The organism is Ancylobacter lacus (genome assembly GCF_018390635.1).
GTDB lineage: Bacteria > Pseudomonadota > Alphaproteobacteria > Rhizobiales > Xanthobacteraceae > Ancylobacter > Ancylobacter lacus.
Genome location: NZ_JAHBGE010000072.1, coordinates 1 through 20,009, shown reverse-complemented (window position 1 = coordinate 20,009; position 20,009 = coordinate 1). Strand labels below are relative to the sequence as shown.

The following is a 20,009-nucleotide window of genomic DNA, read 5'->3' as shown; positions in this document are numbered from 1 at the left end:
CGGCGTCATTGTGGCGCGGCAGGGTGAACGAAGGGTTAGGCCCGCCGGAGGACAGCGAACAGCGTGCGGGAAGAGGTCACGGCGCGCCCTCGCCGGGCTCCGCCGCCGGCTCCGGGGCGCGGGTGGCCACCCGCGCCGCCTTGGCGGCCTGACGCCGTGCCCGGCCCTCGCGGCCTTCCACCAGCGCCACCACCATGCCGTGCAGCGTGGCGATGTCCTGCCGGGTGAGGCCGACGCGGTGGAAGATGTTGCGGATGTTGCGGATGGTGGAGGGCTTCTTCTCCGGCGAGCGGAAGAAGTGCGCCGCCTCCAGCTCGCGCTCGACATGGTCGAAGAAGGCGAACAGGTCGCCCTTGTCGGCGAGCGGGGAACGGTCCGGCGGGGCGAAGGGCAGCGCGCCCTGCGAGGCGAGCTTGAACCATTCATAGCCGATGATCGCCACCGCCATGCCGAGGTTCAGCGAGGCGAAGGCGGGGTTCACCGGCAGGGTGAGGATGGCGTCGGCCAGCGACACCTCCTCGGTGTAGAGCCCGGTGCGCTCCCGGCCGAACAGCAGGCCGCAGCCCTCCCCGGCGGCGAGCCGGCCGGCGATCTGCCCGGCCATGGCGTCGGCGCCGAGCACGGGCTTGGCCATGGCGCGGTCGCGCGCGGTGGTGGCGGCGACGAAGTTGAGATCGGCGACGGCGGCGCGCACGTCCGGGAACAGCTCGGCATTCTCGAGGATGCGGTCGGCCCCGGAGGCGAAGGTCACCGCCTTCGGATTGGGCCAGCCCTCGCGCGGATTGACCAGCCGCAGGCGGGACAGCCCGAAATTGCCCATCGCCCGCGCAGCCGAGCCGATATTCTCGCCGAGCTGCGGCTCGACCAGAATGACGACCGGCCCGCCTTCGGACCACGGTTTGGTGCTGTCGGTTCCTGCGCCCGGCATCGGTTTCCCCATTGCTGCGCTCATATAGCCGCGGCATCGCCGCTTGCGAAGCCTGCGGCGCCCTCTCCGCCCCTGCGGCAGGGCGATGGGGCGGGATAGCGCGGGCTTTGCCCTAAAGTTGGCCCGCCCCGTGCTTTCCACCGGGGCGACGTCGCGATATCACCCCCTCACCGGCGCCGGCCGCGCGGACCGGCGCCGAAGCCCTCTTACGAAGCCGCGTCCGCGCGAGGTGACACCATGGCGAAGATCAAGGTCGCGAATCCCGTCGTCGAACTCGACGGCGACGAGATGACCCGCATCATCTGGCAGTACATCAAGGACAAGCTCATCCACCCCTATCTGGATGTGCCGCTCGAATATTACGACCTGAGCGTGGAGAACCGCGACGCCACCGGCGACCAGGTCACCATCGATGCCGCCGAGGCGATCAAGCGGGTCGGCGTCGGGGTGAAGTGCGCCACCATCACGCCGGACGAAGGCCGGGTGAAGGAGTTCAACCTCAAGAAGATGTGGCGTTCGCCGAATGGCACCATCCGCAACATCCTCGGCGGCGTGATCTTCCGCGAGCCGATCATCTGCAAGAACGTACCGCGGCTGGTGCCGGGCTGGACCCAGCCGATCATCGTCGGCCGCCACGCCTTCGGCGACCAGTACCGCGCCACCGACTTCCGCTTCCCCGGCAAGGGCACGCTGTCGATCAAGTTCGTCGGCGAGGATGGCGAGGTCATCGAGCACGAGGTCTACAAGTCGCCCGGCTCCGGCGTCGCCATGGCGATGTACAACATCGACGAATCCATCGCCGAATTCGCCCGCGCCTCGCTGAATTACGGCCTGCTGCGCAACTATCCCGTATATCTCTCCACCAAGAACACGATCCTCAAGGCCTATGACGGCCGCTTCAAGGACATCTTCCAGGAGATCTACGACGCCGAGTTCAAGGCGGAATTCGAGAAGCGCAAGATCTGGTACGAGCACCGCCTGATCGACGACATGGTGGCCTCGGCGCTGAAGTGGTCCGGCGGCTATGTCTGGGCCTGCAAGAACTATGACGGCGACGTGCAGTCCGACATCGTGGCGCAGGGTTTCGGCTCGCTCGGCCTGATGACCTCGGTGCTGATGACCCCGGACGGGCAGACCGTCGAGGCGGAAGCCGCCCACGGCACCGTCACCCGCCACTACCGCGAGCACCAGAAGGGCAAGGAGACCTCGACCAACTCCATCGCCTCGATCTTCGCCTGGACCCGCGGCCTCGCCCACCGCGCCAAGCTCGACGACAACGCCGACCTCGCCGCCTTCGCCACCACGCTGGAGAAGGTGTGCATCGACACCGTCGAAGCCGGCTACATGACCAAGGACCTCGCCCTGCTGGTCGGCGCGGAGCAGAAGTGGCTCTCCACCACCGGCTTCCTCGACAAGATCTCCGAGAACCTCGCCAAATCCCTCGGCTGAGGAACCCGCCGGCCGGGCAGGCGCTCCGGCCGGGAAAAACCGCACGCACCGGGCCGGTAACGCCGGCCCGGTGCCCGATCGAGCCGGCACCCGCGCCACCTGTCCCGAACCCAAGCCCGCCGGAACCACAGACAGTCTGCGGTGCGACGGCACGCTGCCGCGCGCCCGTCCCGCCAGACCTGCTGGCTGCCGGCCGGCGCCCGCGATCTCCCGCCGTGGCGACCGGCGCACGACCTGCGCGACCAGCCTTCGCCTTGAAGGGGAGCACCGCCCACCCTAGACTACCGCCGGCGCCGCCCAGGTCATCGCGACCTCATCCGCCCGCAGCGCCTCAAGAAACGGGGGAACGACCGGGTATGACACTCGCAAACATGCAGGAAACAAGTTCTATTTCCGATATATCGGGAATAGCGGCCACCAATGGCATGGCCGTTTATTTTTCGGCCCCAGGCCGGGAAGGCGCTTTTGTCTTCTCCCAGGTTAATCTTTCTGCGGAAGTGACCAGCGACCCCAATCAAGGCGTCTATATCGCGCCGAATGCCGACACGTCCGGGGCTTCCGGCGCGTGGGTCCGTGCCGATATCGCCAACGGCGTGAGGCCGGAGTGGTATGGCGCCAAGGGAAACGGCACCAGCGACGACACCACCGCCTTCACCAACGCCATCGGCTTCGCGGTGGCGCAGACACCGGTGATGTCGGTTCTGCTGTCGACCGGCGCGATTTACTACATACCGACCGGGCTCTGGATCAATTCCGACGGCGTCCGGCTGGAAGGCAACGGCGCCACCGTCAGGATGGCCCCGAACAACAGCACCCAGCATGTTCCCGCCTGCGGCAAGGCCACGATCACGGTTTCAGCCAATGATGTTCACATCAACAATGTCGTCGTCGACGGCTCCAATATCGGCGGCACGTCGCTTCCCGACGGCCGCGGGATAAGCTCGAACAACGCCGCCCGCCTGAGGATCTCGAACTGCTCCTATATCAATGGCGGCCAGGGCCTCAATCGCGCCACCGGAACGGTCATTGATCATATTTACGAGAATTTGAGCGCCTATACCACCGGCTATGGCGTCTGGATACAGGAACCCTCATCCGGCTCTTCCGGCCTGATCATCCGCAACTGCCATTTCGACCTGCAATCTTCCCTCCAGTCCGATGGAATCGAGCTCAATTGCCCCGGAAACGGCCTTGGCCGCATCCTGATCGAGGGCAATTACATCAAGGGTGCCTACGGCAATGCACAATCGGCCGGTATCGGAATCGGCATCGCCAATTGCGACAATGTGGTTATTTCCAACAATATCATCTTCGACTGCTCCAACGATGGCATACACATCGAAGACGGATCGAGCAACTTCACGGTCACGGGCAATGTCGTCTCGGGCTGCTGCGCGGTGGGCGACAAGTCGACGGCCGGCATCGCCATATTGACCGGCTCACGCAACGGCACCATCGCCAACAATACGGTGAGCAACCAGATCAACAATGCCTGCTTTACCATATACAGCTCGGACAGCACCGGATACAATTCAAATATCTGCGTTACCGGAAATCAGTTCCGGCAGTCTAAAAACAACCTCATACTGATCGACAGCGCAGACGGACTGGTGTTTTCCAACAATGTTCTGGCGGACGCCAATCTCAGCAATAACGCATCCTATGCCGTCATTTTCATATCGAAATACGGGACGAAGAATAATAACGACATCAAGATATGCGGAAACGTCTATCACAAGGGCGCATATGATGTGATCGCGGTGAAATTCGCGGCATCGAACGCCACCTCTCAATGCCAGATCTACGACAACAGCTTCATCGGCTGCGGCGCCTTCGTGACGAACAGCTCGCCCGGCGACTTCAGGGGCAACGTGTTCTCGGCCTCGGCCAATCAGTACGGCACCCTCGCCTCGGTGACGACCAATCCGGTATCCGTGACCAACGAAAACGTCACCGCGCGGCAGAAGATACTGTTCTTCCGGACAAACGCCGCGGCATTCGCCAACCCATGCTGGGTCAGCTCCTTCACCCCGCTGAGCGGCTTCGTCGTCCAGTTCGCGACGACGCCGACCGGATCGGAAACCTACAACTACCTTCTCCTCTAGACGTGACGGCAAGCCGGCCGGACCCGCGGCGGCCGGCCGGCTTCGACCCGAACGGGCCCTCCAGCCTAAACCGCCGGCGGAATCTCGTGCGAGGCGATATCCGCCTTGTCGTGGCCGGGCGTCGGCTCCAGCTCCCGCGCGCTGGCGCGGATGCGGCGGCCGATGTCGGGATGCCGGCGGATGACGTCGGCGAGATCGTCGGCGTCGAGCATCAGCAGCATCGCGCGGCCCCGCGCCCGTGCCGTCGCCGCGCGCCGGGCGTGGTGGATCAGCGCCAGCTCGCCGAAGAACTGCCCCACCCCCAGCAGCACCTGCTCATCGGCAAAGTCCAGCTCCACCTCGCCCGAGGCGATGAAATACATTGAGCGCGCCACCTCGCCACGCCGCACCACCACCTCGCCGGGCTGGCAGGTGTGGGCCGCCAGAATGCGGTGGATCTCGCCGATGCCGGCGGCGTCGAGATCGGCGAACAGCGGAACCCGCGCGACCATGCCCCAGGTGATGACGAAGTCGCGCCGCTTGATCACCTCGGCGAAGGCGGTGGCGACGATACCGACCGGCAGTGCGATGGTGATGATGCCGGCGATCATGGTGAGGCCGGCAACGATGCGCCCGGCCACGGTGACCGGCACCACATCGCCATAGCCCACCGTGGTGATGGTGGCGATCGCCCACCACATCGCGGCGGGGATCGAGCTGAAGCGATCCGGCTGGGTGTCCCGCTCGGCGATATACATGGCGGAGGCGGCGATCAGCACCGCGGCGGAGAGCAGCCAGAAACAGGCGAGCAGCGACTGCCGCTCGCTGCGCAGCACATCCAGCAGCGACTGCATGCCGGGCGAATACCGCGCAAGCTTGGCGAAGCGCAGCAGCCGCAGCATGGCGAGCGCCCGCAGGTCCAGCCCCTGGAACAGCATCACCAGCACGAAGGGCAGCCAGGCCAGAAGATCGATCAGCGCCGGCAGGCTCGCCATGTAGCGCTGCCGCGCCGCCCGGGCCGACAGGCCGCGGTAGCGCGGGTTTTCCGGCGACACCCACACCCGGGCGGCGTATTCGCCGACGAACAGCACCAGCGAGACGATCTCGAAGGCGTGGAACTCGATCCGGTCGTGCAGTGCCAGCGAGGAGACCGTCGCCAGCGCCGCCGACAGCGTGTTGAGCAGGATCAGCGCGATGAGGAAGCGGTTGACGATCTCGGCGGCACGGTCCTCCGCCGCGTCACGCTCGAGGATTTCGTAGAGCCGGCGCCGATTGGCGCGGCCTAGCAGCCGCCGCGGCCGGCCGCCCGGCTCCCCGCGATGACCGCCGGCCGCCCCGCCAGCGTGCTCGACGGCATGCGGGTGCGCCGCGCCGCCGATATGGCCGGCGGTGGAATCGGCGGCAGGGTGTTCGTGCCTCCCGGCATCGCCGGCCTGTTCGCGGGAGTGCCCATCCGCCGCGCCGCCATGGCCACCTCGGGGACCCGTGGCGGGGTGTTCGTGCCCGCCGGAATCGCCGGCATGTTCACCCGGATGCCCACCCGACGCGCCGCCAGGGACGATGTGAGAACCGGCGGGGTGGGACCGGACGGACGCCCGGTCCGCAACCGCTGGACCTGGGGCGGGATGGACGGCGGCCATCTGTTCCGCCGCCGCCGGGACCGACGGGCCACCGAAAAGATCGGTGGCGGCGCGAGGATGGCCCGCCGCGATGTCCGCCGCGGCGCTGCCGACCTCTGGCTCCGCCACGGCCGTCCCGCCGCGGGTTTCACCGCCGCCAACACGACCACCTTCGAGCCCGCCGCGGCCGGTCGGCGGTTCACCGCCCGCCCCGCCATCGTCGGAAGGCGCGACACCGGGAAGAACGCCCGGCGGAACCGCGGCGGTCGGCGAAGCAGCCTCCGCCGGACCGGCGGCGGAGGGCGCGCCACCACGGCCGGCCATTGTCGGGGCGGCGGCGGCGCCGACGCCCGACGTCTCCGCCGCCGCGCGCGTCTTCGGCGCGGCCGAGTCCTGCCCCATAGCCACCTTCCCCCGAACCCAGTTCTGGCAGGCCGGGCCTCGCTGCGCCGGCCGGACGGCGCGGCCAGGACACCCAAACGCCCGCAAGGCTGCGGCGGGAAAGCCCGCCGGCGTCACGCCCGCGCACGGCTACCCCGCATACCCCCGGCGCACGGCCCGCGCCACCCGATGATGGCGACCCGCCCGCAGCCCCCGATGGACCCGACCGGCCGCGCCGGCCCGCCGGGCCCGCACCGAACCGGCGGCGGCCCGTCGGCGTTCAGATCGCCGCCAGAGCGCTCTCGATCGCCGCCAGCGCCGCCGGGGCCCGCTCGCCATCCGGCCCGCCGGCCTGCGCCATGTCCGGGCGACCGCCGCCGCCCTTGCCGCCCAGCGCCTCGGCGCCGACCCGGACCAGCGCCACCGCGTCGTAGCGGCCGGCGAGATCGGCGGTGACGCCGACGACGAGGCCGGCCTTGCCTTCCTCATTGACCGCGACGATGGCGACCACGCCCGAGCCGATGCGCTTCTTGCCTTCGTCGACCAGGCTCTTCAGGTCCTTCAGCTCGATGCCGGCCACCTGCCGCGCCAGCAGCTTGACCGAACCAACGGTGCGGGCGGCCTCCTCGGTCGCCTCGCCGCCGCCCATCGCCAGCCGGCGCCGGGCCTCGCCGAGCTCGCGCTCCAGCCGGCGGCGCTCCTCGACGAGCTGGGCGACGCGCGCCTCGACCTCGCCGACCGGCGCCCGCAGCACCGCCGCGGTCTCCTGCAGCGCGCGGCTGGCGGCATTGAGGTGGTGACGGGCGGCCTCCCCCGTCATCGCCTCCAGCCGCCGCACCCCGGCGCCGACCGCGCTCTCGCCGAGCAGCGTCACCAGGCCGATGTCGCCGGTGCGCGCGACATGGGTGCCGCCGCACAGTTCCACCGAATAGGGCGAGCCGTTGCCGGGATCGGTGCCCATCGAGACGACGCGGACTTCCTCGCCATATTTTTCGCCGAACAGCGCGCGCGCACCGGATTCGATCGCCTCGTCCACCGCCATGAGCCGTGTCACCACCGGCTCGTTGCGCAGCACCATGCGGTTGGCGAGATCCTCGACCGCGCGAAGTTCGCCCTCCTCCACCGGCTTGGGATGGCTGAAGTCGAACCGCAGGCGGTCCGGCGCCACCAGCGAGCCCTTCTGCGCGACATGGTCGCCCAGCACCCGGCGCAGCGCCTCGTGCAGCAGGTGGGTGGCAGAATGATTGGCGCGGATCGCCCCGCGCCGCGCGCCATCCACCTCCAGCACCACGGCGGTGCCGATGGCGAGGCGGCCGCTCTCGACCTCCACCTCGTGCACGAAGACGTCGCCGAGCTTCTTCTGGGTGTCGAGCACCCGCACCACCAGACCGTCCTCGCCGATCAGCGTGCCGGTGTCGCCGGTCTGGCCGCCGGATTCGCCGTAGAACGGGGTCTGGTTGAAGACGGCGAGGCCGCGCCCGCCCGCCGGGATCGCATCGACCCGGGCGCCGTTGGCGACCAGCGCGGTCACCGCCCCTTCCGCCCGCTCGGCACTGTAGCCGAGGAACTCGGTTGCGCCGACCTCCTCGCGCACGCCGAACCATACCGTGTCCGTCGCGGCCTCGCCCGACCCGGCCCAGGAGGCCCGGGCCTCGGCACGCTGGCGCTCCATCGCGGCGTCGAAGGACGGCCGGTCGACCTCGATGCCGCGGGCGCGCAGCGCGTCCTCGGTCAGGTCGAGCGGGAAGCCATAGGTGTCGTAGAGCTTGAAGGCGGTGTCGCCGGAGAACTTGGCGCCGGCCGCGAGGCCCTCGCTCTCGCCCTCCAGGATCGACAGGCCGCGCTCCAGTGTCTTGCGGAAACGCGTCTCCTCCAGCCGCAGCGTCTCGGCGACCAGGGATTCCGCCCGCACGATCTCGGGATAGGCCCGGCCCATCTCGCGCACCAGCACCGGAACCAGCCGATGCATCAGCGGGTCGCGCGCGCCCAGCAGCTGGGCGTGGCGCATGGCCCGGCGCATGATGCGGCGCAGCACATAGCCGCGGCCTTCGTTGGAGGGGAGCACGCCGTCGGCGACCAGGAAGGTCGCCGCGCGCAGATGGTCGGCGATCACGCGGTGGCTGGCCTTCTGCGGGCCGTTGGCGTCGACATTGGTGAGGTCGGCCACCGCCCCGGTGAGCGCCCGCATCAGGTCGATCTCGTAATTGTCGTGGGTGCCCTGCAGCACCGCGGAGATGCGCTCGAGCCCCATGCCGGTGTCGATGGAGGGACGCGGCAGGCTGATGCGCTCGCCGCCGGCGAGCTGCTCGAACTGCATGAAGACGAGATTCCAGATCTCGATGAAGCGGTCGCCATCCGCCTCGGCCGAGCCGGGCGGGCCGCCCCAGATGTGGGGGCCGTGATCGTAGAAGATCTCGGAACACGGCCCGCACGGGCCGGTGTCGCCCATCTGCCAGAAATTGTCCGAGGTCGGTATGCGGATGATCTTTGATTCCGGCAGGCCGGCGATCCGGCGCCACAGATCGAACGCCTCGTCATCCTCGTGATAGACCGTGACCAGCAGCTTCTCGACCGGCAGCTCGAATTCGCGGGTGATCAGGTTCCAGGCGAATTCGATCGCGTTCTCCTTGAAATAGTCGCCGAAGGAGAAATTGCCGAGCATCTCGAAGAAGGTGTGATGCCGCGCGGTATAGCCGACATTGTCGAGGTCGTTGTGCTTGCCGCCGGCGCGGACGCATTTCTGCGAGGTGGCGGCGCGGGAGTAAGGCCGCTTCTCGATGCCGGTGAAGACGTTCTTGAACTGGACCATGCCCGCGTTCGTGAACATCAGGGTCGGATCGTTGCGCGGCACGAGCGGCGAGGAGTCCACGACCTGATGACCGTGCCGGGCAAAATAGTCGAGAAAGGTCGATCTGATCTCGTTGACGCCGCTCATTAGAAGTCCGCGATTTGGCTGAACGACCGGCCCATCTGCGGCCGGCCCGCGCAGGACGCGCGGGCCTCCGGTTCTACCGGCGGCCCCGGGGCTTGTCCAGAAAACGCCGCAGTGTCCGGCGAGCACGTCGCGGCTCCCGGCGGCGGCTCGCGGCCGGAGTGCCGGCGCCGCCCGCAAGGCAGACGCCGCCGGGGCGAGGCCTCACGGCTCGCCGTCGCCGCCTTCGCCGTCCTCGCTCGGGCCCGCCAGGATCTGCTCGGCGATGAGGCCGGCATTCTGGCGGATGGTCGCCTCGATGCGGTTGGAGATGTCGGGGTTCTGGCGCAGGAAGTTCTTGGCGTTCTCGCGCCCCTGGCCGAGGCGCTGGCTGTCATAGGAGAACCAGGCGCCCGACTTCTCGACCACGCCGGCCTTGATGCCGAGGTCGATAAGCTCGCCCATCTTCGAGACGCCTTCGCCATACATGATGTCGAACTCGACCTGCTTGAAGGGCGGGGCCAGCTTGTTCTTGACCACCTTCACCCGGGTCTGGTTGCCCACCACCTCCTCGCGCTCCTTGATGGAGCCGATGCGGCGGATGTCGAGACGCACCGACGCGTAGAACTTCAGCGCATTGCCGCCGGTGGTGGTTTCCGGGCTGCCATACATCACGCCGATCTTCATGCGGATCTGATTGATGAAGATGACCATGGTGTTGGAGCGGTTGATCGAGGCGGTGAGCTTGCGCAGCGCCTGGCTCATCAGCCGCGCCTGCATGCCGGGCTGATTGTCGCCCATCTCGCCGTCCAGCTCGGCGCGGGGCGTGAGCGCCGCCACCGAATCGACCACCAGGATTTCCACCGCCCCGGAGCGGACCAGCGTGTCCGCGATCTCCAGCGCCTGCTCGCCGGCGTCCGGCTGGGAAATGAGGAGGTTATCGAGGTCCACCCCGAGCTTGCGGGCATAGATCGGGTCCAGCGCGTGCTCGGCGTCGATGAAGGCGCAGATGCCGCCCTTCTTCTGGGCTTCGGCAATGGTGTGCAGCGCCAGCGTGGTCTTGCCGGAGGATTCCGGCCCGAAAATCTCCACCACGCGGCCGCGCGGCAGGCCGCCGATCCCCAGCGCGATGTCGAGGCCGAGCGAGCCGGTCGAGACCGTCTCGATCTCCATGACCTTGTCGTTCTTGCCGAGCCGCATGATCGAGCCCTTGCCGAAATGGCGCTCGATCTGTGAAAGCGCGGCGTCCAGCGCCTTGGCCTTATCCATGGAAGATCCTTCGACGAGTCGCAACGTCGCTTGAGTCATTGCCGGGCTCCGCTGTCAGCGCAAGGGGAATTGGGGAACGTGACACCAGTCGTACCCCTTTCGTTCCATGTTCGCAATATGTTCTCAACATTTGTCGCGAATATCCTGAATCACCATCGCGATCGCCGGATGAAAGGGGTTCAGCGCGGCTCGCGCAGGCTCTCGTCCATCACCCGCAGCACGGGATAGGTGATGTAGGCGATGACCGATTGCCGGCCGGCGTCGATCTCCGCCCGCACCGTCATGCCCGGGGAGAGCGAGGCGCCCCCGGCGGCGAAACGCCGGATTTCCGCCGGGGTGAAGGCCACCCGCCCGCGGAAATAGGTGCCGCCGCCGGCGCTGGGCTCGCGGCGGGCGGCGTCGGGGCTGACCACCGCCAGCCGGCCCTCGAGCGTGCCGTAGCGCTGGAAGGGAAAGGTGTCGAGCTTGACGCGCACCGCGTCCCCCACCCGGACCACGCCGCGGTCGAGCGCCTCGATCTGGACCTCGGCCTCGAGCGGCGCGCCGGCCGGCACGATGGTGACGAGCGGTTCCGCCGGCTGCAGCACGGAGCCGACCGAGCGCCGGGCGATCTCCATCACCGTGCCGTCCACCGGCGAGGTCAGCAGGCTGAGGCTGGCCTTGCGGCGCGCCTTGGTCACCTCCTCCGTCACCGCGTGGAGATTGCGCCCGGCCTCGACGAGTTGCTCCTCGGTCTTGCGCCGCCACTCGCGGGTGAAGGCGGTGCGCTTGGCCTGCGCGCTCGCCAGCTCGTGGGCGAGCTGCTGCTGCTCCCCGGCGAGCTGGCTGAGCTGGGTGGTCGCGCTCAGCGTGTCGGCCTCGGCCTGCAGCAGTTGCAGCCGCGAGGTGTAGCTGCGCTCATAGGATTCGCGGCGGATGGCCTCAATGTCGCGGAGCAGCCCGACCCGGCCGTTTATCGCCTCCTGGTTGGTACGGTTGGTGGCGAGCTTCGCCTCGGTCTGGCGGACGTCCTCGTCGAGACCGGCGAGCGTCGATTCATATTCCGCCCGCCGTTCGGCGAAGAGCCGGGCGTGGTTGAGCTGTTCGGGACCGCCACTGGCGACGAAGTCGGTGCCCTCCAGCTCCGCCCGCAGCCGCGCCACCTCCAGGTCGAGATCGGCCTTGCGTTCCTCCAGCGCGGACTGGTCGGCGGTCACGAAGGTGGGGTCCAGCTCGGCCACGGTCTGCCCGGCCGTCACCGTGTCTCCCGCCTTGACGAGAAGGCGATGGATCACCGAGACCTCCAGCGGCTGAACCACCGCCAGCGGCTCCGAGGAGACGATCTCGCCATTCGCGACGGCGATGCGGTTCACGCGGGACACGCTGGCCCAGACGACGAAGCTCGCGAACATGGCGAGGATGACATAGGCGGTGATGCGCGCCGGCAGCGGCATGCGCCGGCCTTCCAGTTCCAGCGCATCGGGCAGATGCTGGTTCACCAGATCGGCGGCCTGGCGCCGGCTCAGCACCTCGTTCATGCCGCGCGGCTCGTCTGCTCGCCCCAGAGCTGCCGGTAGAGCGGACAGTCCCGCAGCAGCGCCTCGTGTCGGCCCTGGCCCACCACCTGCCCGCGGTCGAGCACGACGATCATGTCGGCATGGCGGATCGTGGTGAGGCGATGGGAGACCGCGATGGTGGTCCGGCCGCGGGCGATCTTCTCCAGATTGGCCACCACCAGCGCCTCGCTTTCCGGGTCGAGCGCGCTGGTGGCCTCGTCGAGGATGAGGATGGGGGGATCGCGCAGCAGGGCGCGGGCAATGGCGATGCGCTGCTTCTGCCCGCCGGAGAGGTTGACGGCGCCCTCCTCCAGCAGCGTGTCGAAGCCCTGCGGCAGTTCCTCGATGAAGGCGAGCGCCCCGGCCATGCGGGCGGCGGCGATGATCTCCGCCAGGCTCGCGCCCGGCCGCGTGGCGGCGATGTTGTCGCGGACGGAACCGCGGAAAAGGAAGGCATCCTGCAGCACGACGCCCATCTGGCGCCGCAGATCGGCAAGGTCCATCTCGCGCACGTCGACGCCGTCGAAGCGCACGATGCCGGACTGCGCGGTGTGCAGCGTCTGCATCAGCCGGGTGAGCGTGGTCTTGCCCGAACCGCTGGGCCCGACGATGCCGACGAAGGTGCCGGCCGGGATCGACAGGTTCAGCCGGTCCAGCGCGGGGGCGGTGGTGTTTCGGTACTGGAAGCGCACATCGCTGAAGCTGATCTCGCCGCGCAGCCGCGGGCGCAGGCCCCGCCCGAGATTGCGTTCGGCCGGCTGGTTCATCACCTCGCCCAGCATGCGCACCGACAGTGCCGCCTCCTGATACTCGTTGAACAGCGTGACGAGCTGAACCAGCGGACCGCTGACCCGGCCCGCCAGCATCTGGAACGCCACCAGCGCTCCCACCGTCATGTTCTGGGAGAAGACCGCCTGCACCCCGCCCCACACCACGGCGACCATCATCAGGCGCTCCAGCAGCGCCGAGGCCTGCCGCGCGCCGAGGGCGATCTTGCCGACCTCGAAATGACGCTCGATGGCGTGGGCCGCCTGGCTGTCCCAGGTCGCGCGCTGGCGCGGCTCCAGACCCAGCGCCTTGATGGTCGGCATGCCGTGGATCGTCTCGACCAGCAGCGCCTGGCGGTCGCCCTCGGCCCGGTAGAGCTGGGTAAGGCGCGTGCGGTACGGCCCGATCAGCAGGCCGACCACGGCGCAGATGGCGAGCGAGAAGCCCAGCACGATGCCGGTGAGCGGCAGGCTGTAGAAGGCCAGGGCGGGGATGAAGACCACCAGCACCGTCGCGTCCAGCAGTGTGAGGAAAAGCCGCCCGGTGAGGAACTCGCGCACCACCGAGGCCTGCTGCATGTGCTTGGCCAGCACGCCGGCCGAGCTTGCCTCGAAATACATGGAGGGCAGCGCCAGCAGATGGCCGAAGGTGCGGGTGACGAGGCGGATGTCGATCCGGGTGGTGGCATAGAGCAGGAAGTAGGAGCGCAGGAAGCCCAGCGCGGCCTCGAACACGAGGGCGATCAGCACCCCGGCACCGACGACATAGAGCGTCGAGAGCGAATGGTGGACCAGCACCTTGTCGATGACGATCTGAAAGAAGATGGGAACGGCGAGGGCCAGCGCGTTGAGGACCAGCGCCATCACCCCGATCTCGGTGAAAAGCCGGCGCTGCCGCAGGATTTCCGGGATGAACCAGCGCAGGCCGAAGGGCTGGTCGACGTCGCCGAGGGAATAGCGCCGCTTCAGCAGCACGACGGTGCCGCTCCACGCCTTCTCGAAGCGTTCCCGGCCGATCGGCAGGGCGCCCACCTGCGGCGCCAGCGGATCGACCACCGCGAGCCGGGCCTCGTCGGCGTCGTCGAGGCGGCCGGAGACGATGACGGCATTGCCGTTGTCGAGCAGCACGATGGCGGGAAAGGCGAGGCCGAGGCCGATGAGGCTGTCCCAGTCGAGCCGGGCGGCGCGCGCGGTCAGCCCATTGGCCTGCGCGATGCGGGCGAGCTGGGCCCCGGAGGGCTCGCTCACCAGCGCATGGTCATGCGCCAGCCGCTCGACGTCGAGATCCAGCCCGTGATGCCGCGCCACCGCCGCCAGGCATTGCAGCGCGGTGTGGTGGCAGGCGGTATTCTCCCCATCGGGAGGCAGCACGGTTTCGGCGGTCATCGGGCCGGTTCATTCATGGGGCGCTTTCATCCCGGCGCTCGCCGCGGCCGGCTGGGCCATCCTGCGAGCGGCGGGCCGGCGAGAGGCGGAGACGAACGGCAGGCTCGGCTCCCCGGCAAGGGCTCTACGGTGGACCGGGACGCCGGGGGTCGGCAATCGATCCACGCCGCGCGCCCACAGGCCGCTCGCAGGGCGGGCCGGCGCGGGCGCACGATCGGCGTCAGGCGAAATTGGGCGAGGTCGGCACCGGGACATCCGCCACCGTCGCAGCCGCGGCCGGCGCCGCCTCGCGCGTGACCAGACCCTGCCGGACGAGGAGATCCAGCATGCGCTGCATCATCTCCTGCGAGCGCAGGAAACCTTCGATGGGAAGCACGACGCGCTGGCGGAATTCCATCACCGGCTGACCCGCATCGTCGCGCACGGTCGGCGACTGCGAGACGAGGTCGATCCGGATCGTGGTTCCCGTCACCGTCATGTCGCCGAACCGGTCGGCAAAGACTTCAGCACTCATAGGCACCCCACAACGCCTCGCCGCCCGTACCGACGGGCATCGGACCGGGCCGAAGGCGCGTAGCGCGAACGCCCGACACCGCCGGCCCACGAAGAACGACGGACGAGGCCCGCCCCGGCCCCATCGGCATTCCGGCACGATCCCGCCTCCCGCGGCGGAGGGTCGGCGGCACGACACGCCCATCCGGCCGTGGCGCGCGATATTAAAGAGCCGATCCGTCTCGTCGTCTCGCTTCTGCGAAGGGTATCGCTGGCCGCCGACGCGTCAAGCGCAATGAAAACCGCCGGTGCGAGAAAGGGCCGGAGACCTCCCGGAAAGGTTGACCCGTTCCCGGTCACACCTTACCATGCCGGCGCATGCAGGAGCGCGCCCGGGTGTCCTGCCCGTATCGCCTCCTCCCTGGGCTCGCCTGCGACCGTCACGGGGATGGCGCCGTTTTCGGCGACGCCATTCGCGCTCTCGGCCCCTGCGGCTGCAAGACCTGTTGCCGGGGTCTCCGGCGACGCCACGTCGGACGGCTGATCGCCGGTTCGGGCACGGCCCGAAGCCCGGCCTTTTGCCGTCGTGCCTGAGGTCTGGCGCGCCGCGCCGTGTCACAGACAGCAGGTCGGTGCCTGAACCCTGCCACTCCTGCGCCGCCCGGCGCCCGTCTCAGGTCTGAGCCCATGCCGAGCAACATCCTCTACACCTATGGCAACACGGTCGAAGCCACGCCCGCCAAGCTGGCCTCCTACACCCTGATCGCCGTCTCGGCGACGGACCTGACATCGAGCGTGTCGCTGTCGCTCAGCTCACCCGGCACGGCCGATCTCACCACCCAGCTCAAGGGCCGCGGCGCCTACCTCTACGGGTCGAGCGGGGCCGACATCATTACCCTGTCCGACGGCAACGACACGATGCGGGGCGGCGACGGCAACGACACGCTGAGCGGCGGCGCGGGCGACGACACGATCTACGGCGACGGCGGCATCAACACGCTGAACGGCGGCGCCGGCAACGACAAGCTCTATGGTCATGTCGCCGACACCTATTCCGGCGGCGACGGCAACGATCTGCTCACGATCGATTTCTATGATCCCGCATCCAGCAGCGTTCTCACGACGGTGACCGCCAGGCTGGACGGCGGGGCGGGCAACGACGCGCTCAACGCCGGGGACGCCGACTTCAGCAAGGCCACCATCAGCAACATCGAGACCCTCTATACCCAGGGCGGCACCGTCACCGCCACCGCCGCCCAGTTCACATCCTTCACCACCATCGCCGCCAACGAGGGCACCGCGAGCGCAAGCCCGGTCACCCTCCAGCTCTCGGCGGCGGGCGCGGTCGACCTTGCCCGCCAGCTCAAGGGGCGCAGCGCCGTTTTCACCGGCACGTCCGGAGCGGACACCATCACGCTTTCCGACGGTGCCGACGTGATCTATGGCGGTGCCGGCAACGACAGGCTGAGCGGTGGTGCCGGGGACGACACGCTCTATGGCGGCGACGGCAACGACACACTCTACGGCGGTACCGGAAACGACACCCTCTATGGCGGGGCCGGCACCAACAGCCTCATCGGCGAAGCCGGCAACGACAAGCTCTACGGCACTGTCGCCGATAGCTATTCCGGCGGCGACGGCGACGATCTGCTCACGATCGACTTCTATGATCCGGTGTCCGGCACCAATCTGACCTCCGTGACCGCCCGGCTGGATGGCGGCGCCGGCAAGGACGCGCTCAACGCCGGGGAGGCCGACTTCAGCAAGGCCACCATCAGCAATATCGAGATCCTCTACACACGGGGCGGCACCGTCACCGCCACCGCGGCCCAACTCGCCTCCTTCACCACCATCGCCTATGCCGACTGGGACACGACGAACAGCCATTCTGTCCTGCTGAAGCTTTCGGCGCCGGGCACGCTCGACCTCAGCACCCAGCTCATGGGTCGCTCGGCCACCGTCACCGGCTCGTCCGGCGCGGACACCATCACCCTGAGCAATGCCAACGACTTCATCTATGGCGGGGCCGGCGACGACACGCTCAATGGCGGCGCGGGCGAGGACACGCTGGATGGCGGCGACGGCAACGACACGCTCAACGGCGGCGACGGCAAAGACATGCTTTATGGCGGAGCCGGCAACGACACGCTGAACGGCGGCGAGGGCCACGACAGGCTCTATGGCGGCGACGGCGACGACACGCTGAATGGCGGCATCGGCAACGACACCCTCTATGGCGAAGGCGGCAACAACACGCTGAACGGTGGCCAGGGCCACGACACTCTCTACGGTGGCGACGGCAACGACACGCTGAACGGCGGCGACGACGATGACTGGCTATCCGCCGGAAACGGCAACAACAGCCTCAACGGCGACGCTGGCAATGACCTTCTCTACGGGACGTTCTCGACACGCTTCTCCGGCGGCGATGGCGACGACCAGATCACCATTTCCGGCTATATCTCCTACGCCAATCCTGGCAAGATCGACGGCGGCGCCGGGACCGATTTACTCTTCACTCAGCCCTATTCTGCGCAAGGCAGCCTCGACCTCAGCAAGACGGTCGTCAGCAATATCGAGGTGCTCTACACCAAGCGCACCTCGATCATCGCAACCGCCGCCCAGTTCACATCCTTCACCACCATCGCTTCTGACATAGGGACGTCGGCAAGCTACGATAGCGTCTCGCTGAGGCTGGCGGCGCCGGCGGTGATCGACCTCAGCACCCAGCTTAAGGGGCGTGGCGCCATCTTCACCGGCTCGTCCGGCGCCGATACCATCACCCTGGGCAATGGCCCCAACCTCATCTATGGCGGGCTCGGCGACGACACGCTGAACGGCGGCCCCGGCAACGACAAGCTGTATGGCGGGAACAACAGCCGTGCGGGTGGCGACGGCAACGACACGCTGAATGGCGGCGATGGCAACGACTACCTTAATGGCGAGGACGGCAACGATATCCTGCGCGGCGGCGCCGGCAACGACACGCTTATCGGTGGGGCAGGCATCGACACTGCGGTGTTCTCCGGCGCATCCTTCAACTTCAGCATCGTTACGAAAGCTGATGGCTCCCGCATCGTCACCGACCTGCGCAGCGGCTCGCCGCTCGGTTCGGATGTGGTGGACGCTTCGGTCGAGAACATCGTCTTCGAGACGCCCGTCGCTTCCATCGCCAGCGCCAGCGTCAACGAGGGCAACAGCGGCACGACCAACCTCGTCTTCACCGTGACGCTGTCCAGCGCCTCGGCCACCGCCACCACCATCAAATACGCCACGGCCGACGGCACCGCCAAGGCCGGCTCCGACTACAAGGCGACCTCGGGCACCCTCACCATCGCCGCCGGCGCCACCACCGGCACCGTCACCGTCGCGGTGACCGGTGACACCACCTATGAGGCAAACGAAACGCTGTCGCTGGTGCTGTCCTCGCCCACCGGCGCCACCCTGGCCGGGGGCGGCGCCTCGCTCGCCGCCACGGGAACGATCAAGAACGACGACGCCGCGCCGGTCGCCTCCATCGCCAGCGCCAGCGTCAGCGAGGGCAACAGCGGCACGACCAACCTCGTCTTCACCGTGACGCTGTCGAGCGCCTCGGCTACCGCCACCACCCTCAAATACGCCACCGCCGACGGCACCGCCAAGGCCGGTTCCGACTACAAGGCGACCTCGGGCACCCTCACCATCGCCGCCGGCGCCACCACCGGCACCGTCACCGTCGCGGTGACCGGTGACACCACCTATGAGGCAAACGAAACGCTGTCGCTGGTGCTGTCATCGCCCACCGGCGCCACCCTCGCCGGGGGCGCCAGCTCGCTCACCGCGACCGGCACCATCAAGAACGACGACGCCGCGCCGGTCGCTTCCATCGCCAGCGCCAGCGTCAACGAGGGCAACAGCGGCACGACCAACCTCGTCTTCACCGTGACGCTGTCCAGCGCCTCGGCCACCGCCACCACCCTCAAATACGCCACCGCCGACGGCACCGCCAAGGCCGGCTCCGACTACACCGCGACCTCGGGCACCCTCACCATCGCCGCCGGGGCGAAAACCGGCACCGTCACCGTCCCGGTTATCGGTGACACCACCTATGAGCCAAACGAAACGCTGTCGCTGGTGCTGTCCTCGCCCACCGGCGCGACCCTCGCCGGCGGCGGCGCCTCGCTCAGCGCCACGGGAACGATCAAGAACGACGACGCCGCGCCGGTGGCGCTCTCGGGCATCGACACCACCCTCAGCGTCGGCAGCAAGATCAGCCTCTCAAGCCTGTTCAAGGTGGCCACGGGATCCAGCGCCGACATCCTGCAGTATCAGGTGACCGACACCACCACCGCCGCCGGCAGCGGCGTGGTGGCGCTGAACGGCACGAGCGCCGCCAGCCTGACGTTTTCCGCCAGCCAGATGAAGCAGACGACCTTCTCCGCCGGCTCGGCTGCGGGGCAGGATACGCTGGTGGTGCGGGCCCAGAGCGCCAGCGGCTGGGGAAGCTGGACCGCGGTCAATGTCACGACGGCGGCGCCACGGACCCCCACCCTCGCCACCAGCGACCGGACGGTGAAGACCTCCACCTCCCTCGCCGCCAGCAGCCTGTTCACCGTGACGGACACCGGCGGTGCGGCGCTGACGCGGTTCCAGTTCATCGACCTGACCCCGGATGCCGGCAGCGGAAGCTTCGACGTCAACAAGGCCAGCCAGAGCGCCGGCGCCGTGATCGACGTCATGGCGAGCGCGCTGGCCTCCACCAGCTTCAAGTCGGGCACGGCGGGCAGCAGCGACGAGCTGATGGTGCGGGCCAGCAACGGTTCGAGCTGGAGCAACTGGAGCCGCCTCACGGTGTCGTCGGGTTCGCTCGCGGCCTGATCGCGGCCTGATCGCCCCCTGCGGGCCGTGTGACAGGCCCGCGGAGGCGGCTGATTCCGGGCGGCCCGCCCGGGCCCGTTCGGCTTGGCAAGGCTCCGCCGCGCCCCATCGGGCACCTTCTCCGCCAGTCGGCGGAACGGTGCCAGGGTGCCGCCGCTAGGGAAAGGGTCTCCCGGCTGCAACACCCGCTCCGAAGACGACACGCCACACGGAATTTCTGGCCGCGGGGGCCCGGCAGCGGCTCGCGAGATGCCTCGGAAATAGGTATGATGTTGTTATACCCCGACTCCGTAGAATCCCGGCAAATAGCTGCGAAGGCTTGCGGAATCGG

General features: G+C 68.4%; 10 protein-coding genes. 3 read left to right on the top strand and 7 right to left on the bottom strand.

Annotated features, from left to right (window positions below):
• Positions 1 to 76 precede the first annotated feature (76 nt).
• Entirely contained in the window at positions 77 to 928 is an 852-nt protein-coding gene (locus KHC27_RS17190) for an RNA methyltransferase (protein WP_213340628.1), read from the bottom strand.
• Between the two features lie 237 nt (positions 929 to 1,165).
• On the opposite strand from KHC27_RS17190, the gene KHC27_RS17185 reads away from it, so the two are divergent.
• Together KHC27_RS17185 and KHC27_RS17180 are read left to right on the top strand one after the other, a co-directional pair.
• Positions 1,166 to 2,377 carry an NADP-dependent isocitrate dehydrogenase gene (locus tag KHC27_RS17185; RefSeq protein WP_213340627.1) on the top strand — a complete coding sequence of 404 codons (1,212 nt, stop codon included), beginning with the start codon at positions 1,166 to 1,168 and terminating at the stop codon, positions 2,375 to 2,377.
• Positions 2,378 to 2,733: 356 nt separating this feature from the next.
• Positions 2,734 to 4,482 (top strand): right-handed parallel beta-helix repeat-containing protein, encoded by a 1,749-nt coding sequence (locus tag KHC27_RS17180; protein WP_213340626.1) that lies wholly within the window; start codon positions 2,734 to 2,736, stop codon positions 4,480 to 4,482.
• 65 nt (positions 4,483 to 4,547) lie between these two features.
• Here KHC27_RS17180 and KHC27_RS17175 read toward each other — a convergent pair whose 3' ends face one another.
• The 6 genes from KHC27_RS17175 to KHC27_RS17150 form a co-directional block, all read right to left on the bottom strand.
• Entirely contained in the window at positions 4,548 to 6,209 is a 1,662-nt protein-coding gene (locus KHC27_RS17175; RefSeq protein ID WP_343210934.1) for a cyclic nucleotide-gated ion channel, read from the bottom strand.
• 532 nt (positions 6,210 to 6,741) lie between these two features.
• Positions 6,742 to 9,396 (bottom strand): alanine--tRNA ligase, encoded by a 2,655-nt coding sequence (gene alaS, locus KHC27_RS17170; protein WP_213340625.1) that lies wholly within the window; start codon positions 9,394 to 9,396, stop codon positions 6,742 to 6,744.
• 201 nt (positions 9,397 to 9,597) lie between these two features.
• Positions 9,598 to 10,680, bottom strand: coding sequence for a recombinase RecA (gene recA, locus KHC27_RS17165; RefSeq protein WP_213340624.1), 1,083 nt, complete (start codon positions 10,678 to 10,680; stop codon positions 9,598 to 9,600).
• Positions 10,681 to 10,820: 140 nt separating this feature from the next.
• Positions 10,821 to 12,158 (bottom strand): HlyD family type I secretion periplasmic adaptor subunit, encoded by a 1,338-nt coding sequence (locus tag KHC27_RS17160; protein WP_213340623.1) that lies wholly within the window; start codon positions 12,156 to 12,158, stop codon positions 10,821 to 10,823.
• Positions 12,155 to 14,329 carry a peptidase domain-containing ABC transporter gene (locus KHC27_RS17155; RefSeq protein WP_213340622.1) on the bottom strand — a complete coding sequence of 725 codons (2,175 nt, stop codon included), beginning with the start codon at positions 14,327 to 14,329 and terminating at the stop codon, positions 12,155 to 12,157. Before KHC27_RS17155 ends, KHC27_RS17160 begins: the two co-directional genes overlap by 4 nt.
• Before the next feature lie 220 nt (positions 14,330 to 14,549).
• The gene (locus KHC27_RS17150) at positions 14,550 to 14,843 is read right to left on the bottom strand and encodes a hypothetical protein (RefSeq protein ID WP_213340621.1); all 294 of its coding nucleotides are present in this window, start codon (positions 14,841 to 14,843) and stop codon (positions 14,550 to 14,552) included.
• A 665-nt stretch (positions 14,844 to 15,508) separates the two neighbouring features.
• Here KHC27_RS17150 and KHC27_RS17145 point away from each other — a divergent pair.
• The gene (locus KHC27_RS17145) at positions 15,509 to 19,678 is read left to right on the top strand and encodes a beta strand repeat-containing protein (RefSeq protein WP_213340620.1); all 4,170 of its coding nucleotides are present in this window, start codon (positions 15,509 to 15,511) and stop codon (positions 19,676 to 19,678) included.
• Positions 19,679 to 20,009: the final 331 nt, after the last annotated feature.

Excerpts from the sequence above, each read along its gene's own strand:
- KHC27_RS17160 (WP_213340623.1), bottom strand. The coding sequence starts at position 12,158 with ATGAACGAGGTGCTGAGCCGGCGCCAGGCCGCCGATCTGGTGAACCAG.
- recA (WP_213340624.1), bottom strand. The coding sequence starts at position 10,680 with ATGACTCAAGCGACGTTGCGACTCGTCGAAGGATCTTCCATGGATAAG.
- KHC27_RS17145 (WP_213340620.1), top strand. The coding sequence starts at position 15,509 with ATGCCGAGCAACATCCTCTACACCTATGGCAACACGGTCGAAGCCACG.
- KHC27_RS17155 (WP_213340622.1), bottom strand. The coding sequence starts at position 14,329 with ATGACCGCCGAAACCGTGCTGCCTCCCGATGGGGAGAATACCGCCTGC.
- KHC27_RS17190 (WP_213340628.1), bottom strand. The coding sequence starts at position 928 with ATGCCGGGCGCAGGAACCGACAGCACCAAACCGTGGTCCGAAGGCGGG.
- KHC27_RS17185 (WP_213340627.1), top strand. The coding sequence starts at position 1,166 with ATGGCGAAGATCAAGGTCGCGAATCCCGTCGTCGAACTCGACGGCGAC.
- alaS (WP_213340625.1), bottom strand. The coding sequence starts at position 9,396 with ATGAGCGGCGTCAACGAGATCAGATCGACCTTTCTCGACTATTTTGCC.
- KHC27_RS17150 (WP_213340621.1), bottom strand. The coding sequence starts at position 14,843 with ATGAGTGCTGAAGTCTTTGCCGACCGGTTCGGCGACATGACGGTGACG.
- KHC27_RS17180 (WP_213340626.1), top strand. The coding sequence starts at position 2,734 with ATGACACTCGCAAACATGCAGGAAACAAGTTCTATTTCCGATATATCG.